This is a genomic window from Nostoc sp. TCL240-02 (assembly GCF_013343235.1).
Lineage (GTDB): Bacteria > Cyanobacteriota > Cyanobacteriia > Cyanobacteriales > Nostocaceae > Nostoc.
Genome location: NZ_CP040094.1, coordinates 7,165,592 through 7,182,074, shown reverse-complemented (window position 1 = coordinate 7,182,074; position 16,483 = coordinate 7,165,592). Strand labels below are relative to the sequence as shown.

General features: G+C 39.8%; 15 protein-coding genes, 1 tRNA gene and 1 pseudogene. 10 read left to right on the top strand and 7 right to left on the bottom strand.

Annotated features, from left to right (window positions below):
* Positions 1–56 precede the first annotated feature (56 nt).
* From FBB35_RS30765 to FBB35_RS30745, 5 genes are all read left to right on the top strand, one after another.
* Positions 57–2,687, top strand: a complete 2,631-nt coding sequence (locus tag FBB35_RS30765; RefSeq protein WP_174712780.1) for a DNA polymerase III subunit alpha — start codon at positions 57–59, stop codon at positions 2,685–2,687.
* A gap of 92 nt (positions 2,688–2,779) precedes the next feature.
* Positions 2,780–3,409: an FMN-binding negative transcriptional regulator gene (locus FBB35_RS30760; RefSeq protein ID WP_174712779.1), complete on the top strand. Its 630-nt coding sequence runs from the start codon at positions 2,780–2,782 to the stop codon at positions 3,407–3,409.
* 139 nt (positions 3,410–3,548) lie between these two features.
* Positions 3,549–3,758 carry a type II toxin-antitoxin system HicB family antitoxin gene (locus tag FBB35_RS30755; RefSeq protein WP_094330857.1) on the top strand — a complete coding sequence of 70 codons (210 nt, stop codon included), beginning with the start codon at positions 3,549–3,551 and terminating at the stop codon, positions 3,756–3,758.
* A complete protein-coding gene (locus tag FBB35_RS30750; RefSeq protein WP_254625736.1) occupies positions 3,751–3,903 on the top strand; it encodes a type II toxin-antitoxin system HicA family toxin in 153 nt (50 codons plus the stop codon). Before FBB35_RS30755 ends, FBB35_RS30750 begins: the two co-directional genes overlap by 8 nt.
* Before the next feature lie 212 nt (positions 3,904–4,115).
* Positions 4,116–5,360: an acetate kinase gene (locus tag FBB35_RS30745; RefSeq protein ID WP_174712778.1), complete on the top strand. Its 1,245-nt coding sequence runs from the start codon at positions 4,116–4,118 to the stop codon at positions 5,358–5,360.
* A gap of 3 nt (positions 5,361–5,363) precedes the next feature.
* Here FBB35_RS30745 and FBB35_RS30740 read toward each other — a convergent pair whose 3' ends face one another.
* The 3 genes from FBB35_RS30740 to FBB35_RS30730 all read right to left on the bottom strand — a co-directional run bounded on the left by FBB35_RS30740 (position 5,364) and on the right by FBB35_RS30730 (position 7,795).
* The gene (locus FBB35_RS30740; protein ID WP_174712777.1) at positions 5,364–6,335 is read right to left on the bottom strand and encodes a hypothetical protein; all 972 of its coding nucleotides are present in this window, start codon (positions 6,333–6,335) and stop codon (positions 5,364–5,366) included.
* Positions 6,332–7,210 carry a hypothetical protein gene (locus tag FBB35_RS30735; protein ID WP_174712776.1) on the bottom strand — a complete coding sequence of 293 codons (879 nt, stop codon included), beginning with the start codon at positions 7,208–7,210 and terminating at the stop codon, positions 6,332–6,334. The genes FBB35_RS30740 and FBB35_RS30735 overlap by 4 nt, the downstream gene beginning before the upstream one ends.
* A 126-nt stretch (positions 7,211–7,336) precedes the next feature.
* Positions 7,337–7,795: a hypothetical protein gene (locus FBB35_RS30730; protein ID WP_174712775.1), complete on the bottom strand. Its 459-nt coding sequence runs from the start codon at positions 7,793–7,795 to the stop codon at positions 7,337–7,339.
* A gap of 425 nt (positions 7,796–8,220) precedes the next feature.
* Here FBB35_RS30730 and FBB35_RS30725 point away from each other — a divergent pair, with 425 nt between their 5' ends.
* The 4 genes from FBB35_RS30725 to ftsH3 all read left to right on the top strand — a co-directional run bounded on the left by FBB35_RS30725 (position 8,221) and on the right by ftsH3 (position 12,431).
* Positions 8,221–9,006: a hypothetical protein gene (locus FBB35_RS30725; protein WP_174712774.1), complete on the top strand. Its 786-nt coding sequence runs from the start codon at positions 8,221–8,223 to the stop codon at positions 9,004–9,006.
* A 235-nt stretch (positions 9,007–9,241) separates the two neighbouring features.
* Complete coding sequence (locus FBB35_RS30720; RefSeq protein ID WP_174712773.1) at positions 9,242–9,664, top strand: GNAT family N-acetyltransferase; 423 nt, start codon at positions 9,242–9,244, stop codon at positions 9,662–9,664.
* Between the two features lie 17 nt (positions 9,665–9,681).
* On the top strand, positions 9,682–10,476 hold the full coding sequence (locus FBB35_RS30715) for an aminotransferase class IV (RefSeq protein WP_254625735.1): 795 nt from the start codon (positions 9,682–9,684) through the stop codon (positions 10,474–10,476).
* A 113-nt stretch (positions 10,477–10,589) separates the two neighbouring features.
* Positions 10,590–12,431 carry an ATP-dependent zinc metalloprotease FtsH3 gene (gene ftsH3 / locus FBB35_RS30710; RefSeq protein WP_174712772.1) on the top strand — a complete coding sequence of 614 codons (1,842 nt, stop codon included), beginning with the start codon at positions 10,590–10,592 and terminating at the stop codon, positions 12,429–12,431.
* Between the two features lie 409 nt (positions 12,432–12,840).
* Here ftsH3 and FBB35_RS30705 read toward each other — a convergent pair whose 3' ends face one another.
* The 4 genes from FBB35_RS30705 to FBB35_RS30690 all read right to left on the bottom strand — a co-directional run bounded on the left by FBB35_RS30705 (position 12,841) and on the right by FBB35_RS30690 (position 15,656).
* Positions 12,841–13,059, bottom strand: a complete 219-nt coding sequence (locus tag FBB35_RS30705) for a hypothetical protein (RefSeq protein ID WP_012411184.1) — start codon at positions 13,057–13,059, stop codon at positions 12,841–12,843.
* 287 nt (positions 13,060–13,346) lie between these two features.
* Positions 13,347–14,528, bottom strand: coding sequence for a low temperature requirement protein A (locus tag FBB35_RS30700; RefSeq protein WP_174712771.1), 1,182 nt, complete (start codon positions 14,526–14,528; stop codon positions 13,347–13,349).
* A 268-nt stretch (positions 14,529–14,796) separates the two neighbouring features.
* Positions 14,797–14,868 (bottom strand) — tRNA-Gly (locus tag FBB35_RS30695).
* 170 nt (positions 14,869–15,038) lie between these two features.
* Positions 15,039–15,656, bottom strand: coding sequence for a GerMN domain-containing protein (locus FBB35_RS30690; protein WP_174712770.1), 618 nt, complete (start codon positions 15,654–15,656; stop codon positions 15,039–15,041).
* Between the two features lie 282 nt (positions 15,657–15,938).
* On the opposite strand from FBB35_RS30690, the pseudogene FBB35_RS30685 reads away from it, so the two are divergent.
* Positions 15,939–16,367: pseudogene (locus FBB35_RS30685) on the top strand (transposase); the annotation flags it as partial.
* Between the last annotated feature and the right edge of the window lie 116 nt (positions 16,368–16,483).

Here is a 16,483-nt window from a genome sequence, read left to right as displayed (position 1 = left end):
GGGTATACCACAAGGTAGGCCCCTAAAGATATCTTGGCTTGTGGTTGGAGATGCTTATGTCCTTTGTGCCTTTACATATTCACAGTGACTACAGTCTACTAGATGGGGCCAGTCAGCTACCAGAGTTGGTGGATCAAGCGATCGCATTGGGGATGAAAGCGATCGCTCTTACCGATCATGGTGTCATGTATGGAGCCGTCGAACTGATCAAAATCTGCCGTAGTCAAAATATTAAGCCAATTATTGGCAATGAAATGTATGTAATTAATGGCGATATCGAAAAACAAGAACGTCGCCCTAAATATCATCAAGTCGTTTTAGCTAAAAATACCAAAGGTTACAAAAATTTAGTCAAATTAACCACAATTTCTCATCTTCAAGGTGTTCAAGGCAAAGGAATTTTTTCACGTCCTTGTATTAATAAAGATTTACTAAAACAATACCATGAGGGTCTGATTGTCACCAGTGCTTGCTTGGGTGGAGAAGTTCCCCAAGCGATTCTCAGTAATAGACCAGATGCAGCCCGGAAAGTTGCCCAATGGTATAAAGATGTATTTGGTGATGATTATTATTTAGAAATTCAAGATCACGGCTCCCAAGAAGACCGGATTGTGAATGTAGAAATAGTCAAAATTGCTAGGGAACTAGGCATTAAAATTGTTGCTACTAATGATTCACATTTTATTTCTTGTTTTGACGTTGAAGCCCACGACGCTTTGCTATGTATTCAAACTGGCAAGCTAATTATTGAAGATAAGCGGATGCGTTATAGCGGCACAGAATATCTCAAATCTGGTGAGGAGATGCAGCAGCTATTTCGTGACCATTTACCGGATGAAGTTATTGCAGAAGCAGTAGCCACTACTGAAGAAGTCGCTGATAAAGTTGAGCCTTACCATATCATGGGTGAGCCTCAGATTCCTACACCCCCTATTCCCTCCGGTCATACTGCTGACACTTACGCCGAAGATGTTGCATGGAACGGACTTTTAGAACGATTAAATCGCAAATCTCGCCAGGAAGTCGATTCCGTCTATAAAGAAAGATTGGAATACGAACTGAAAATGATTCAGCAGATGGGTTTTTCCAAATACTTTTTAGTTGTATGGGACTACATTAAATTTGCTAGAGATAATAATATTCCTGTCGGTCCCGGTCGAGGTTCGGCGGCTGGTTCATTAGTTGCTTATGCAATGCGAATTACTAATATTGACCCTGTGCATCATGGGCTACTGTTTGAGCGTTTTTTGAATCCCGAACGGAAATCAATGCCTGATATTGATACAGATTTCTGTATTGAACAACGGGATAAAGTTATTGAATATGTCACTGAGAAATACGGCGCAGATAGAGTTGCTCAAATCATTACTTTTAACCGTCTAACCTCTAAAGCAGTATTGAAAGATGTCGCCAGAGTATTAAATATTCCCTATGGGGAAGCTGACAAAATGGCGAAATTAATTCCTGTAGTGCGAGGGAAACCAACTAAACTCAAGGTGATGGTTTCCGATCAAACTCCAGAACCAGAGTTTAAAGAAAAATATGATAAAGAACCTCATATTCGCCATTGGCTTGATATGGCGATGCGAATTGAAGGAACTAACAAAACTTTTGGCGTTCATGCAGCCGGGGTGGTAATTTCAGACGAACCACTTGATGAAATTGTCCCTCTACAGAAAAATAATGATGGTTCTGTGATTACCCAGTATTTCATGGAAGACTTGGAATCAATGGGTTTGTTGAAAATGGATTTCCTGGGTTTACGGAACCTGACCCTGATTCAAAAGACCGTTGATTTGATTCAAGAAACGAGAGGATATCGGGTCGATCCTGATGAAATTCCTCGCGATGAAAGAAAAGCCCAGAGGATATTAGCTAAAGGCGAACATAGCAGCTTACCTAAAGATGTCCAAAAAACTTATGAACTATTAGAAGCAGGTGAGTTAGAAGGGATATTTCAATTAGAATCTTCTGGGATGCGTCAGATCGTGCGAGATTTGAAGCCTTCTAATATAGAAGATATTTCTTCAATTTTGGCACTTTATCGACCGGGGCCATTAGATGCGGGATTGATTCCTAAGTTTATTAACCGCAAACATGGTCGAGAAAATATTGATTATCAACACACTGTTTTAGAACCAATATTAGACGAAACCTATGGAATTATGGTCTATCAAGAGCAAATCATGAAAATTGCTCAGGATATGGCTGGATATTCTTTAGGACAAGCTGACTTGCTGCGTCGAGCGATGGGTAAAAAGAAAGTTTCTGAGATGCAAAAGCAGCGAGAAAAATTCGTGGATGGCGCAGCGAAAAATGGTGTTCCGAAAAAAGTTGCTGATGAATTATTTGAGCAAATGTTGAAGTTTGCTGAATATTGTTTAAGCTATGAAACGGAAATATTGACAGTAGAATATGGATTACTGCCGATTGGGAAAATTGTAGAAAAACGTATTGAATGTACTGTGTATAGCGTTGATAATAATGGGAATATTTACACGCAATCTGTAGCACAGTGGCACAATCGCGGACAACAAGAGGTATTTGAGTATTGTTTGGAAGATGGTTCATTAATTCGGGCAACAAAAGACCATAAATTTATGACTGTTGATGGTCAAATGTTGCCAATTGATGAAATATTTGAACGCGAATTGGATTTGATGCGGGTTGAGGGTTTACCAAATTGAGAGTAAGGGTAGTGAGAATTTGGCATTCTCTGCTTGCTATACAAATGAAAGTTAACGGGACTTTTCTAAGTTGATAGTGAGGTTAAATCGCCATGTATAGACCAATCGCTTTTCAAGAAGATAATGTTGATAAATTGATCGCCTTTATGAGAGCCAATAGTTTTGCTACATTGGTATCGATTATAGACGGTGTACCTTATGCTTCACACATTCCTCTTGTCATTACAATCCAAGGGGATGCTGTTAAATTAATTGGTCATCTAGCAAAGCAAAATCCTCAATCGCAAGCCCTTGGCACTGAGTTACTTGCTATCTTCACCGGGGCACACGCTTACATTTCCCCTACTTTGTATGAAAAGCATGAGAGTGTACCGACGTGGAACTATATTGCAGTTCACGCGTATGGTATTCCCAAAGTCATCATGCTCAATGACTCCCCAGAATCAATGAACCAAATGATAAACGAGATGATAGACACCTACGAAACTGACTACAAATCTCATTGGCACAGTTTATCTAACGGATTTCGTGAAGGTCTGATGAATGGCATTGTGGGATTTGAAATAACTGTTACACGCTTGGAAGGGAAGTACAAACTTAGTCAAAACCGAAGCCAAGTTGAGCAGCACAATGTGTCAAGTACACTACTACAAAGTTCAGATCCGGCTGCTCGTGCCCTCGGTGCCGAGAAGAAACAAAACCTTGAATCCAATGAATATTAGACATCTCCGAAAAAGAATATCAAACTTATCTGGCTGAAAATGTGCCACTAATCAGAGGGTTGCTGCCTCATTAGCGGCGATATTTATAGAGAAAGGGTGATGCTATGCTTGCTATAAAAATGATTGAGGATACAGTACGATGAAAACTCGCAGCTTTGCAGTCCTCATTTATAAAGAGGATGATATGTATATAGCTGAGTGTCCCGAAGTTGGTACGGTTGATCAGGGAGAGACAATCGAACAGGCAATTGCTAGCTTAAGAGAGGCAACGCAGCTTTACTTAGAGGAATTTCCTCTACCTGAAACATCTCCAAGGTATATGACCAGCATTGAGATCACCTATGCCTAAGTTGCCACGAATCTCAAGTAGAGAGGCCATTCGGGCATTGGAGCGTTTGGGTTTTGAGCAAATTCGACAAACCGGTAGTCATGTTGTGATGAAGAAGCAAATACCGGAAGGTACAATTGGCTGTGTTGTACCCGTGCATCAATAATTGAAGGTAGGGACATTGAGTGGCATTCTTAAGCAAGCGCAAGTTACACCGGAAGAGTTCATAGAAAATCTGTGAGCGATCGCTTTGAAAAATAATTCAACAGAGTTTTAGCGCTGGAAACACACCTTTGCTGCATATTATCCCTATAGACTAGAAGCATTAGGCTACACTTAGTGACATGATCAAAGCAGGTCATGTTTTTATGTTGTCCTATGAAGATATTGGTGCTGAATGCCGGATCGAGTACCCAAAAAAGTTGTCTGTATGAAATTGCAGATGAGGCTTTCTCCACCCAAGCATCTCAACCCCTTTGGGAAGGGAAAATCAACTGGACTCAAGATCGCGGTGTAGCCGAAATTGAGGTGAAAACTGTTACAGGTGCAACACTGCAAGAAACCATCTCTGATGATTCCCCACAGGCACACCTCACCTATATGCTTCATACACTTACTGATAGTGCTACGAAAGTAATAGATCGGTTGTCAGATATCGATGTGGTGGGGCATCGGATAGTACATGGTGGACAGGATTATCGAGATAGTGTAGTAATTACTGAGGATGTCAAAAAGGCGATCGCTAACTTATCTAATCTAGCTCCAGCACATAATCCAGTTGCTTTGGAAGGCATAGAAGCAATTGAAAAAATCTTAAAAGATGTCATCCAAGTAGCAGTCTTTGATACCGGATTCCATGCCACTCTCCCCGATGCAGCAGCAATCTATCCCGGCCCTTATGAGTGGGTAGAACAAGGAATCCGTCGCTATGGGTTTCATGGCATCAGTCACCAATACTGTTCTCAACGTGCTGCCCAAATTCTCGGACAAGATGTTCCACCTGAGCGCTTAATTACCTGTCATCTGGGGAATGGTTGCTCTTTAGCGGCGATTAAAAATGGTCGCAGTATCGACACTACAATGGGATTCACTCCCCTAGACGGATTGATGATGGGCAGTCGTTCTGGTTCAGTTGATCCGGGAATTTTGATTTGTCTGTTGCGGTACTGCGATTATTCCGTCGAAAAGTTGGATGAGATATTAAATAAAGCTTCTGGGTTAAAGGGAATCTCGGGTGTATCTAGCGATATGAGGGAAGTGAGAGAAGCGATGTCTACGACGGGCTACGCCTACACTCAAGGTAATTCCCGCGCTCAATTGGCGTGGGATATCTACGTGCATCGTCTACGTTCTGGTATCGGTGCAATGCTTACCAGTTTGGGCGGATTGGATGCTTTGGTGTTTACAGCAGGTGTGGGTGAACACTCTGCGGAAATTCGCCAAGCCGCCTGTGAAGCCTTCGGTTTTGTGGGATTGAAACTTGATCTTCATAAAAATCAACAGCAATCTGTGGATGAGGATATTGCCACACCCGATTCAGCAGTACGGGTATTAGTTATTCATACTCAAGAAGATTGGGCGATCGCGGGGCAGTGTTGGCAACTTTTGCAAAAAGAAAAATAGGATTTACCTAAAAAATTTATAAATACTCGTAACGAAAGAAACCAACGTAAAAATAATTTTCCAAATTCGTGGTTTTATAAAGCTTAAAATATACTCTGCAAGTTTTGGGGCAATAAGTGACGAAAATGGCAAGAATAAAGACTTAATATCCCTATAGTTACTAATAGCATTAACAACAATAGGGATGAGACAAATAAACATCCATATAAACCAATTGATAAATTTAGAGTTGATGGAACTATGTCTTTGTAATTGATTGACAAGTACATAGCGAGTAGTCGCAAATAGTATCGTGAAGCCGCTCAAAGCAAATGTTGATAGTATCCAATTTGCTGGATGTAAATTGTAGACTAAAAAACCAGCAGGTAACAGCGAAGCTATCTCCCAAACTAGCGGATTTAGTTTAGTCCGAAAGCAACTTAGTATTTGTTCAGTTAGCCAATAATGAGCAGAAATAATTGTGGAACAGTTAGAATTTTGCATAAAATCCAACTTTATTTTGTGGAATATATCACCATGAAGAAGGATAGTGCTTTGCAAAATAATATCTTTCTCTTTATAACCATTTGAAGCTGATTCAGGCTGCTCATAGTAAGAATTAAAGGTGAGCCCAAACTGTAAGCTTGCTTTGCTCCGTGCAGTTTTACTCAGAAAAGATTTTATAATATTGACTATAACAGTAATGTAAAAAAAATCACTAACGTCTTTTTCCGTAACTTCTTTTTTATTTCCGAAAACAACATTATTGCCGAAACAGACGTAATACCAAAGAGGAATTATCACTTTTAGCGGAATGTATAGAGAAATACCAGTTTTTTGTGCTTGCTGAATCTGTTCTACAACTGTCTCATTTAGGTAAAAACTACACTGCGATCGCTCAACTTTAAGTTCAAAGCGATCGCCTTGAGGAACTTGTAGAAATAGAGAGAGTACAACATCAGCTTTGTTGTCTGTTTTTATTATGTTGGCGTTCATGATCGAGATAAATTTGCGATACCCTGTACCAAACTAATCAAAAAACTAAATGTTCCACGCCACTGTTTTTCTCCAGAAATCACACCTTGATTGTGTGTACTAATAATTAAATTTTTAGCTTCTTCAGGCAAACCAAAAAGGTCTTTATGGTAACGAGTGATAATATCCCCATCTAACTGCATGACAGTTTGAGCATAAATAATATCAATTTTGGTACTTTTAACATTACTACTATCAAGTGCGGCCTTAAGTTCATACATTTTACGTAGAGTCCGAACAAATTTATCATTATTCAAAAGTCTTTGAATTTCTTTAAAATTTTCAATCCAATCATTTTGATTATTTTCATCTTGGTCATCGAGAACAGGAGTTGGAGCAGGTAATATTGGTTCAGCTAGCTTCACATTCTCCTGATCGGCTTCGACTAGGTTTGATTGATGCCTTTTCGCATATTCAAGCCTCTGGCGATATCGTTTTACCCTATCGTCATACGGATTATAAAAATCTGAACCTTCTTCAAGAAGAAGATAAAAATATTCTCTTTCAAGTTGGTTAAATAGACTTTTATAACGCTTATGCAGTTCTTGAGCTTGAGAACCTTCTTCTGGAATCCCTTTTGCCTCAAAGTAGTCTGGATCGTGTATGGAATAAATTTCTTGATACGCCTCCCAAGCATTAAACTTGGAGGCATTAATCCTATCTACAACCATTGTATTTACTTCTAAGGCTGTGATGTCAGAAACTAATGTCTGTACAGAAGATACTAAATTATTTAACAAGCCTCTAGCTTGGTTTTGGATATCTTGAGGTTGAGCAACATTTCGGTTTCGAGTCTGAATACCATTTTGGTCTTTAGTTTGAATATTATTAGACATAGTTTCACCGTCTCACAGTTCTGGCTGTAGCATTGTATGAATAGGTAGATATAAGCAAATAAACCTAACGATTTGGCTAGGTTTCAGTAGCTACTTTAGCTTAAATGGGTAATTAACAAAGAATACTTAAAGTTCTGATTTTTTGTGATTTTTCACAATTTCCATAAAAAATCCATACAATTTTTCGACACTTTCTATATTCTTGTGAATGATCTCCCGACCATCTCTAATTTGAGTCAAATGAAATTCGCGAATTTCTTTATAGGGCCCACTATCAGTAAATTGACTACCAATCTCATTTTGGATATCACCACTAATAAGATTAATTCGGGTATATATTCGATTACCTGGTTTGGCTTCTTCTATGTCATTTTGTTGCTGATCGGATGACTCTGCTACCCAAGTAGTAATTTTTAAATCAATAGCTTCAACTATTACTGTTTTGATGGCATCAATAATTTCATTAACATCCAGTCCTTTTTTATCGGCATTAAGATTAGTTACTATTTTTTTAAAATCACTATTTTTTGCCTGAATGGATAGACCATTATTTTCCAAGTTGTTCGTAACTACAGTATCTAGCATAAGATTAAGGACACAACAGGTCTAATTGCGAACAAAGTTTTATTCTAAATGATGTTCTAAATCTGACTACTGTTACTTAACAAAACTCAGTAATATCAAAGGAACTTAATAATTTAAGAATTTGTTGCTTAAGAAAAGTAAAGCTAGAACTTGTAGCAGTAATTTCATCTCAAAAAAGAAAATGATTTATTTAGATTTTGCAAATAAGAAAGCATAAATCATGCACTGTACACTGTTGTTTTGTGTATAATATAATACTTTAAGTTTGACTTCGGTTCTACCTGCTTTCAGTTGATCTTGAGATAAAGATAGACTGTGATAGTAGCTGCTTAATGGATACTCTTCTGTGACTATATAGCTGAGTAATTTTATAAGAAGTATATTATGTATAATGAGTTGCTTCTTCCTGATAAGACAAGAAAAATATGTTGTTGCAGCGTAAAGCCATAGCTACACCTTTTATAATTTGTGTGTCTATTTTAGGAATTGGCTTGATTCAATTCCCTCAATTGCAAACACTTATAGATAGTAAACAATCTGCCTCTTTAGAGACTCTGGAAAAAGAAATAAAATCAGAACATCTCCGTTTGAATTTTCTCAAAAAAATGCCTACTTTTGGTTATAAAAATTTAATTGCAGATTTGGTATATCTCAATTTCTTACAGTACTTCGGAGATGATGAAGTTAGGGATAAAACAGGTTACAGTTTAAGTCCAGAATATTTTGAAGTAATTTTAGAACGTGACCCACGATTTTTAGCAGCATATCGGAGTCTTTCTATCAGTACTTCATTGTATGCTGCTATGCCAGAACGGACGATCGCACTATCAGAGAAAGGCTTAAAATCACTATCTCCCTTTGTTCCCGAAAAGTCTTATTACGTATGGCGTTACAAAGGAATTGATGAGTTATTATTTTTAGGAAACGCCAAAGCTGCCCAAAAGTCTTTCGCAACGGCGGCAAACTGGGCTAGCAATCTTTCAGATACAGAAAGTCAAACTATAGGCAATACTTCCCGAAAAACTGCGGAATTTTTGGGTCGAAATCCTAACAGCAAATATGCTCAAATTGCTACCTGGGCAATAATTTTAAATAGTCAAGTTGATGATAGAACTCGGAAACGAGCAATTAGGGAAATTGAAGCTTTGGGAGGAAAAGTATTTACAACTTCTGAAGGTACTAATAAAATTCTCTTTCCACCAAAAGATTAAGTTATTAAGTAAGTTGGCGTGAAAAAACTAAGCATGTTATGAAACGTAAATAGGCTTAAAACCCTTACTAATGAAAAAGGACAAATGACAGACAGCCTTAGCCAGTTAGCTTGAATTTCGCTGACCTACTTATTCATAGATTTTGCTGCAAAAGAAAGAGAATTTTGTAAAACGGCTATTCTCTTGATACATTTTAAAAATAAGATAAACATATAGAATATGATTAAGAGCAATAATGATATCAATACAATTGGCAGAATGTGACTTGAAAATATTAGGGTGTTTTCCTGTTATTTTCCAGTTGCGCCCTCACCTGAAACAGGATAATTTTGTAGAAAAAGTTCGATATCAAATGAAAGAAGGATATCAACTTGCATTCTTAGAAGTAGAAAAGCAAGCTGTAGCAGTCGCTGGATTTCGCATTTCTAATTGTTTAGCATCGGAAAAGTTTTTATACATTGATGATTTAGTTGTTGATGAGTTTAAACGGTCACACGGCTATGGTCAACAGTTATTTCAATGGCTAATTGAATATGCCAGAAATCATGAGTGTAAATACCTGAGTCTTGATTCTGGTGTTCAGCGATTTGCAGCCCACAGATTTTATCTTATGCAGCGTATGAGTATTACAAGTCATCACTTTTCAATGGAGTTGTAACGATAAGTAATTTGGTTGTGACAAATAATATTTTTTGGTATGACGGCAAGTTAATTCACTCTCAAACCCTAGAATTAAACATTAACGATCCGGGTTTACTTTTTGGGGCTACTGTTTTTACAACGTTGCGGGTTTATAAGAACTCGCTAGATAGTAATTTAACTAATTGGCAAGCACATTGCGATCGCTTACTTTTCTCAATCCAATCTTTTGGTTGGCAGCAACCAGACTGGAACCGTCTACTTCAAGGCGCTAAAATTCTCCTTGCACACTTCCCCGTTCTCAGAATTACTCTCTTTCCTGATGGACGAGAGTGGATAACCGGCAGATTCTTACCACACGATTTGACAGAAAAACAAAATAATGGTGTAGCGTGCGCCGTCGCCAGCTCGGAATTTTATCGTTCTCTCCCTTTTCATAAAACTGGAAATTATTTGAGTGCTTGGTTGGCAAAAACTAGCTCAGATGCTCAAGAAGCAATATTAGTCGATACTCAAGGAAATTGGCTAGAAAGCAGTACAGGCAACCTTTGGGGATGGTACGATCGCACTTGGTACACGCCACCAATAAAGGCAGGAATTTTACCAGGAATTTTGCGATCGCAACTTGTAAACTGGTTGCAAAAGCACCAACAGCCAGTGCGAGAAGAAACTTGGAGTGCCGAGTTAGTCCAGAGATTTGAAGCGATCGCCTACACTAATAGTGTGGTAGAGATTATTCCCATTCATACCGTTCATCTGCCTTCAGGGTCGCTACAATGTAATCCCTACCATCAAAGTTTTCAGCTAATAAGGGAGCTTTTTTTAGCATGACAACCACGCCAAATTTGTTATATCTTAAGATAAGTTAACATAATTCTTAATAATCACCTTTCCGAGCAGAGAAGCTAGGCGATTGCGCGAAAAATACCGGAGGATAGACCTTAGTGAATAAAAGATGGAGAAATGCAGGGCTGTACGCGCTGCTGTTTATTGTCGTAATTGCGCTGGGAACAGCATTTTTTGACAAGCAACCCCAAAGCAGAGAGACATGGCGATACAGTCGCTTTATTCAAGAAGTTCAGCAAGGCAGAGTAGAAAAAGTCAGTTTGAGTGCAGATCGCTCTACAGCACTGGTTACACCTAAATATGACCCAGCAAAACGGATTGTTACCTTAGTCAACGATCCAGACTTGATTAATACTCTGACTTCTAAAGGCGTTGATATTTCTGTTTTGCCCCAAACCGACGAAGGATTTTGGTTTAAGGCACTGAGCAGCTTATTTTTCCCTGTATTGCTTTTGGTTGGCTTATTCTTCTTACTACGTCGCGCTCAAAGTGGCCCAGGTAGCCAAGCAATGAACTTTGGCAAATCCAAAGCCAGAGTCCAAATGGAACCCCAAACTCAGGTGACATTTGGCGATGTCGCTGGTATTGACCAAGCCAAGTTGGAATTAAACGAAGTCGTAGACTTCCTGAAAAACGCCGATCGCTTTACCGCCGTTGGTGCAAAAATTCCTAAAGGTGTATTATTAGTTGGCCCTCCTGGTACAGGTAAAACCCTCCTAGCTCGTGCTGTAGCTGGTGAAGCAGGTGTACCCTTCTTCTCAATCTCCGGTTCGGAATTTGTGGAAATGTTCGTCGGTGTGGGTGCATCCCGCGTCCGCGATTTATTTGAACAAGCTAAAACCAATGCTCCTTGTATCGTCTTCATCGATGAAATTGACGCAGTAGGTCGTCAACGGGGTGCAGGTTTAGGTGGTGGTAACGATGAGCGGGAACAAACCCTCAACCAGTTGCTTACAGAAATGGATGGCTTTGAAGGTAATACAGGCATCATCATTATTGCCGCTACCAACCGTCCCGATGTTCTAGATGCAGCTTTGTTGCGTCCTGGTCGCTTTGATCGTCAAGTTGTGGTAGACCGTCCCGACTATGCCGGACGCAGCGAAATTCTCAAGGTACACGCCCGTGGCAAAACCTTGGCGAAAGATGTGGATTTGGATAAAATCGCCCGTCGTACCCCTGGATTTACTGGCGCAGATTTATCCAACCTATTGAATGAAGCCGCAATTCTGGCAGCCCGCCGGAATTTGACTGAAATTTCAATGGACGAAATCAACGACGCGATCGATCGCGTATTAGCTGGGCCAGAGAAGAAAGACCGGGTAATGAGCGAAAAACGCAAAACCTTGGTGGCATATCACGAAGCTGGTCACGCCTTAGTTGGTGCTTTAATGCCAGATTATGACCCAGTGCAAAAGATTAGCATCATCCCTCGTGGTCGTGCAGGTGGTTTAACTTGGTTTACCCCTAGCGAAGACCGGATGGACACTGGTTTATACAGCCGCGCTTATCTGGAAAATCAGATGGCTGTGGCTTTGGGTGGTCGGCTTGCTGAAGAATTAATCTTTGGTGAAGAAGAAGTTACCACTGGTGCTTCTAATGACTTACAACAAGTAGCCCGTGTTGCTCGTCAGATGATTACTCGATTTGGCATGAGCGATCGCTTAGGCCCAGTCGCCCTTGGTCGTCAGCAAGGTAATATGTTCCTGGGACGAGATATCATGTCAGAGCGTGATTTCTCTGAAGAAACCGCCGCCGCCATCGATGAAGAAGTCCGCAAACTTGTGGATGTAGCCTATACACGTGCTAAAGAAGTGTTAGTCGGCAACCGCCATATTTTGGATCAAATCGCCCAAATGTTGGTTGAGAAAGAAACGGTAGATGCCGAAGAGTTGCAAGAAATTCTATCGAATAACGATGTAACAACTGCTGCTTTTGCCTAATTTAATTAGTAGTTGGGAGTTAAGAACAATTCCTAACTCCTAAGTGTTAATAAAAGCCCGGTCATGAAGACCGGGCTTTTAATATGGGGTTATATACCCCGAAGGTTTCGTTATAGAGTTTCAGTATAAATCGCTTGTCTGATAGAGACTACCACCTGAACATAATCAATTCCGGAAAATTAGAAAATTTTTTTAGATACACCCAAATCAAAAAAGCTATAACTCTCATCTCAAAAGGAAAAAGATCCAATCTAGCAACAATTTGAGAAGTCTGGATGGTGAAAAATTCCCGAACCCATCATAAGTACAATCCACGAGCTTGCTTGCTCGACTCTCACAATACCCTAACTTTCCGAATCTTGACAGTACTAGCGTTAAGAGTGACTCGATACTCAACCAGCAGCCGATCTTAAACTCTGGATGCCGGTTTCAAAAATAGCCACGCCACAAAGAATGTAGCCGCAGTGAATAGTTGCGTCAAGTCTAAAGCTGATAGATAGCCATCCGCAAATGAAGCAATACTGCGATCGGTAATCCCAAATACCCAGGATGACAGTCCAAACAGCCAAATCCCGTTCTTGAGGTTTCCGACGAATTGCTTAGAGTCTGATGGTTTCTGGTCTTTCATGAGCTTCTGTCCAGTTGTTGAGAAATTTGATGATTAATGCGAAATACCTGCCACTAAGAATTTTTTCTGACTCCTGCTGTTGAATTTACACTGCCTATTAATAATATTAATAAATATTTCGCTTACTTGACTTAAATACTCAAAAGTACATCATCTAATGATGACATTCCTCCTTTGGTTCTGCTACCTCTGATAGACGGCTATGAATTGAGTAGGGGCACACAGCTAGCTGTGCGCCCCTACAAATTGACAAACTAATTTTGGATTATTTTTTGAAAGTCCCTAAATTAAATTTCCGGGTCAACCAAGCGGGTAGTGGGACGACTCTGATACAAATCTTGAACAACTTGCACAGCAGAAACTATAGCTACCAGGGCAATGACTGCAATAGGTAACAAACCTTTGCCAAAGATAGCGATCGCTAGCAGCATAACTGAACCCCCAAGTCGGTACTGGGAACGAATTTTGCAATAACGGATCACTCCAAATCGGTGAAGAATACTGACAGCTAGAGAGCATAATGCTACTGAACCACAGATTAGCCATCGCTGGGAATCGGGTAATGCTAAAGTTGCCTTACTCAACAAAATTTGTTCTACACTAACACCAGAAGCAGTAATCCCAATCACTAGCGGTAAATGGGTATATAACCAGAGATTGATAACACTGACCTTTCCTTCTTTCCGCGCCGTCTCAATAGGTTTACCACCCAAATTATCAAAATAAACCCACCACCAGCTAAAGGCGATAATCAGACCAAACACGCTAGAAATCACAGTTAAAATATCCCATTTCTGCTCAGAAACACCATTGACCACTGCAATGATTGCTTCACCCAAGACAATAATGGTAAATAGCCCGAAACGTTCCGGTAAGTGGGAGGCATGGGGAAGTAACCCCATTTGAAACTTGTATCCTGTTAAAGGTGTAGCAAAGTCAATAATGATTCCTAACGCCCAAAATCCGAACCGCCAAGGAATGGGTACAAATGCTGATATCAACCAAAGTAAGGCTGCGATCGCAAAACCAATAGCGTAGCGAGTAGTCAAAGGACGTGCGGAGGGGATATGTCTTCCAGCACGGACATACTCTATTACAAGCACAGCCCGGCCGAGAGCATAAGAAATGGCAAAACCAGGGGAACTCTCACCTAAACCGTGGTGGATATTAATAGCCATTGCTGCTGCTGTGAGCATTTGTATACCAATCAGTAATCGATGTCCTACATCATCGCTATCAAAACGGTTGGCGTAGAATGTAGTACCAATCCATGACCACCAAATCGGTATAAATAGAACTACAAACCCAAATAATCCTGATAGAGAGATATCCTCGTTGAGATTGTGGGCGAGTTGAGAAACTGCAACTACAAAAACCAAATCATAAAAAAGTTCTAGCCAAGTGGCGCGTCGTTCTTCTTCAGTGTCTTCACCAATGCGTAATCTTGGCGGTTGGAGAAAATTTGCCATAGTGCTAATTGCGAATCGCTAATTGTTTTTTACCATTAGCCGTCATCTATTAGCGAGCGTCTAGACGTTTTTGCTCCCTGCATCTGACAATTCCCAATAGAAATATTACTCTATTGAATTTCATCGCTTTATCAGCAACCTGTAGTATTTGCAGTGTAGTAATAGCGATCACAGACTCCAGAAGCCGAGTGAAGTCTGGTTCCACAAACTCAAAAGCAACTACACCAACATAAACAATTATATTGGTAGCTTAGATTCTAAATTTTAAAGCGGGCGATGGGACTCGAACCCACGACGTTCACCATGGGAAGATGACATTCTACCACTGAATTACGCCCGCGAATTGCTGCCATAAACTTAAAGCTGAAATAAGTTATACCACTATTTACAGATATTTTCAATTGGCTAAAACATATACTGTTTTGGCAACTGCTGATGTACAAGTCCTGTGGCTGTTCAGATTGAAAATCTTTTTAGCTAGCTAATGAGGGCGCTTACTGCTATCTTTAGCTAAAGAACAATATCCTCACCTCGCTCAGTGAAGCGAACCTCTTTAATATTCCATTGGCTATTGCTTGTTAAGGTTTTGCGGAGACTGCCGAACAGAGCAAATTGTTCACAGCTAGAAAGAGAAGCTATTTGCCGCTTTGACTCAGGAGATATTCGCAGATCAACTGTAGCAACGCCATTTTTGATGTTGACGCGATATCCAGACAAGCTAAAGTCGCTTGTATCTCGTTTTTCTAAAATCTTACTTACTACGTTTGTCACTGGTTCTTCGGCTGGTACTGAAACTTTTTCTGAAATGAATTCTTGACACTGTGTATCACTTGTATATAGCGTGACATTGGTAGTTTTGCTAGTGACAGCTTTAGAAATTGGTGAGGAAGACGTATTTTCTTTAGGAGATTCTTGATTAGGAGATTTTTCTCTCAACTGAGCTACGCTAGGAATTTGGCTAGGAGTCTGAGAAGATACAGTATTCGTCGGTGTTGTTGTAGGAGATGGCGTTGGGCTGTCAATATTACGAGCGTTAGGGTTAGAATTACAACTGCTGAGGCTGACAACCATTGTCACAAAAATCAGGGGTAAAAAATATTTTTTGTTTGTGTTCATAATTTTGCTCATAAGTGATGTTGTTGCTATCAATTTCAGTGTCACTGGTATTCATTCCGTATAAATTTGTGAATATTCAGCCAGTCTATAAAGTGTCAACCCGAAATCTGTTAAAGTCAAGGGTTAAACTATACAGCAAAATTACAACATCTGCTGTTTAATGAGCGATGTCTGACGACCTCTTTGCGTCTACGCCAATCCTAAAAGGCTTGACTAGAGAAGCAAGAGTAACCCTCTTCAATCACTCTAAGCAGAGTAAAATAAATGTAAAACCCTGAAGTGGAGGCTGACACTATGACACAGCCCAGAATTACTGATAATACAGTCACCTTTATAGATAATTATTGCAGTGCCTACCAAAAACTGTTCCCGGAAGTGAGAAGTTATGAAACATTTAAACGATTACACTTGGGAATAGCAGCAGAAATTAAGAGAAAGACACTACCTGCAATTGCTAAAGCAGTAGGGTTAAAAAATGAACAATCACTGCTTCATTTCTTGAGAGAATCATCTTGGAACATAGAGGAAGTAAGAAAACAGAGACTAAAGATAATTTTACCAATAATAAAAGGGGAAGAAATTATCTTAGTAATTGATGAAACAGGAGATAAAAAGAAGGGAAAAACAATCGATTATGTGGAGAGGCAATATATAGGTAATTTGGGAAAAACAGAAAACGGAATAGTATCCGTAAATGCTTATCGTATATGGCAAGGAATAACGTTGGGAGCATCTCACTTTTTAAAGTGGCTCAAACTGACAATAATCCATTGAGGTAAGCACAGCGATGGGCTAGGACTTGAGGCACATTTTCTGGGAGCATCCCAGTTTTTTGCAAA

What these genes read in the sequence shown, in the direction of transcription:
- FBB35_RS30740 (WP_174712777.1), bottom strand. Translation starts at nt 6,335, where the DNA reads ATGAACGCCAACATAATAAAAACAGACAACAAAGCTGATGTTGTACTC.
- FBB35_RS30730 (WP_174712775.1), bottom strand. Translation starts at nt 7,795, where the DNA reads ATGCTAGATACTGTAGTTACGAACAACTTGGAAAATAATGGTCTATCC.
- FBB35_RS30750 (WP_254625736.1), top strand. Translation starts at nt 3,751, where the DNA reads ATGCCTAAGTTGCCACGAATCTCAAGTAGAGAGGCCATTCGGGCATTG.
- FBB35_RS30765 (WP_174712780.1), top strand. Translation starts at nt 57, where the DNA reads ATGTCCTTTGTGCCTTTACATATTCACAGTGACTACAGTCTACTAGAT.
- FBB35_RS30720 (WP_174712773.1), top strand. Translation starts at nt 9,242, where the DNA reads ATGATATCAATACAATTGGCAGAATGTGACTTGAAAATATTAGGGTGT.
- FBB35_RS30690 (WP_174712770.1), bottom strand. Translation starts at nt 15,656, where the DNA reads ATGAGCAAAATTATGAACACAAACAAAAAATATTTTTTACCCCTGATT.
- FBB35_RS30735 (WP_174712776.1), bottom strand. Translation starts at nt 7,210, where the DNA reads ATGTCTAATAATATTCAAACTAAAGACCAAAATGGTATTCAGACTCGA.
- FBB35_RS30745 (WP_174712778.1), top strand. Translation starts at nt 4,116, where the DNA reads ATGAAGATATTGGTGCTGAATGCCGGATCGAGTACCCAAAAAAGTTGT.
- FBB35_RS30755 (WP_094330857.1), top strand. Translation starts at nt 3,549, where the DNA reads ATGAAAACTCGCAGCTTTGCAGTCCTCATTTATAAAGAGGATGATATG.
- FBB35_RS30705 (WP_012411184.1), bottom strand. Translation starts at nt 13,059, where the DNA reads ATGAAAGACCAGAAACCATCAGACTCTAAGCAATTCGTCGGAAACCTC.
- FBB35_RS30760 (WP_174712779.1), top strand. Translation starts at nt 2,780, where the DNA reads ATGTATAGACCAATCGCTTTTCAAGAAGATAATGTTGATAAATTGATC.
- FBB35_RS30700 (WP_174712771.1), bottom strand. Translation starts at nt 14,528, where the DNA reads ATGGCAAATTTTCTCCAACCGCCAAGATTACGCATTGGTGAAGACACT.
- FBB35_RS30725 (WP_174712774.1), top strand. Translation starts at nt 8,221, where the DNA reads ATGTTGTTGCAGCGTAAAGCCATAGCTACACCTTTTATAATTTGTGTG.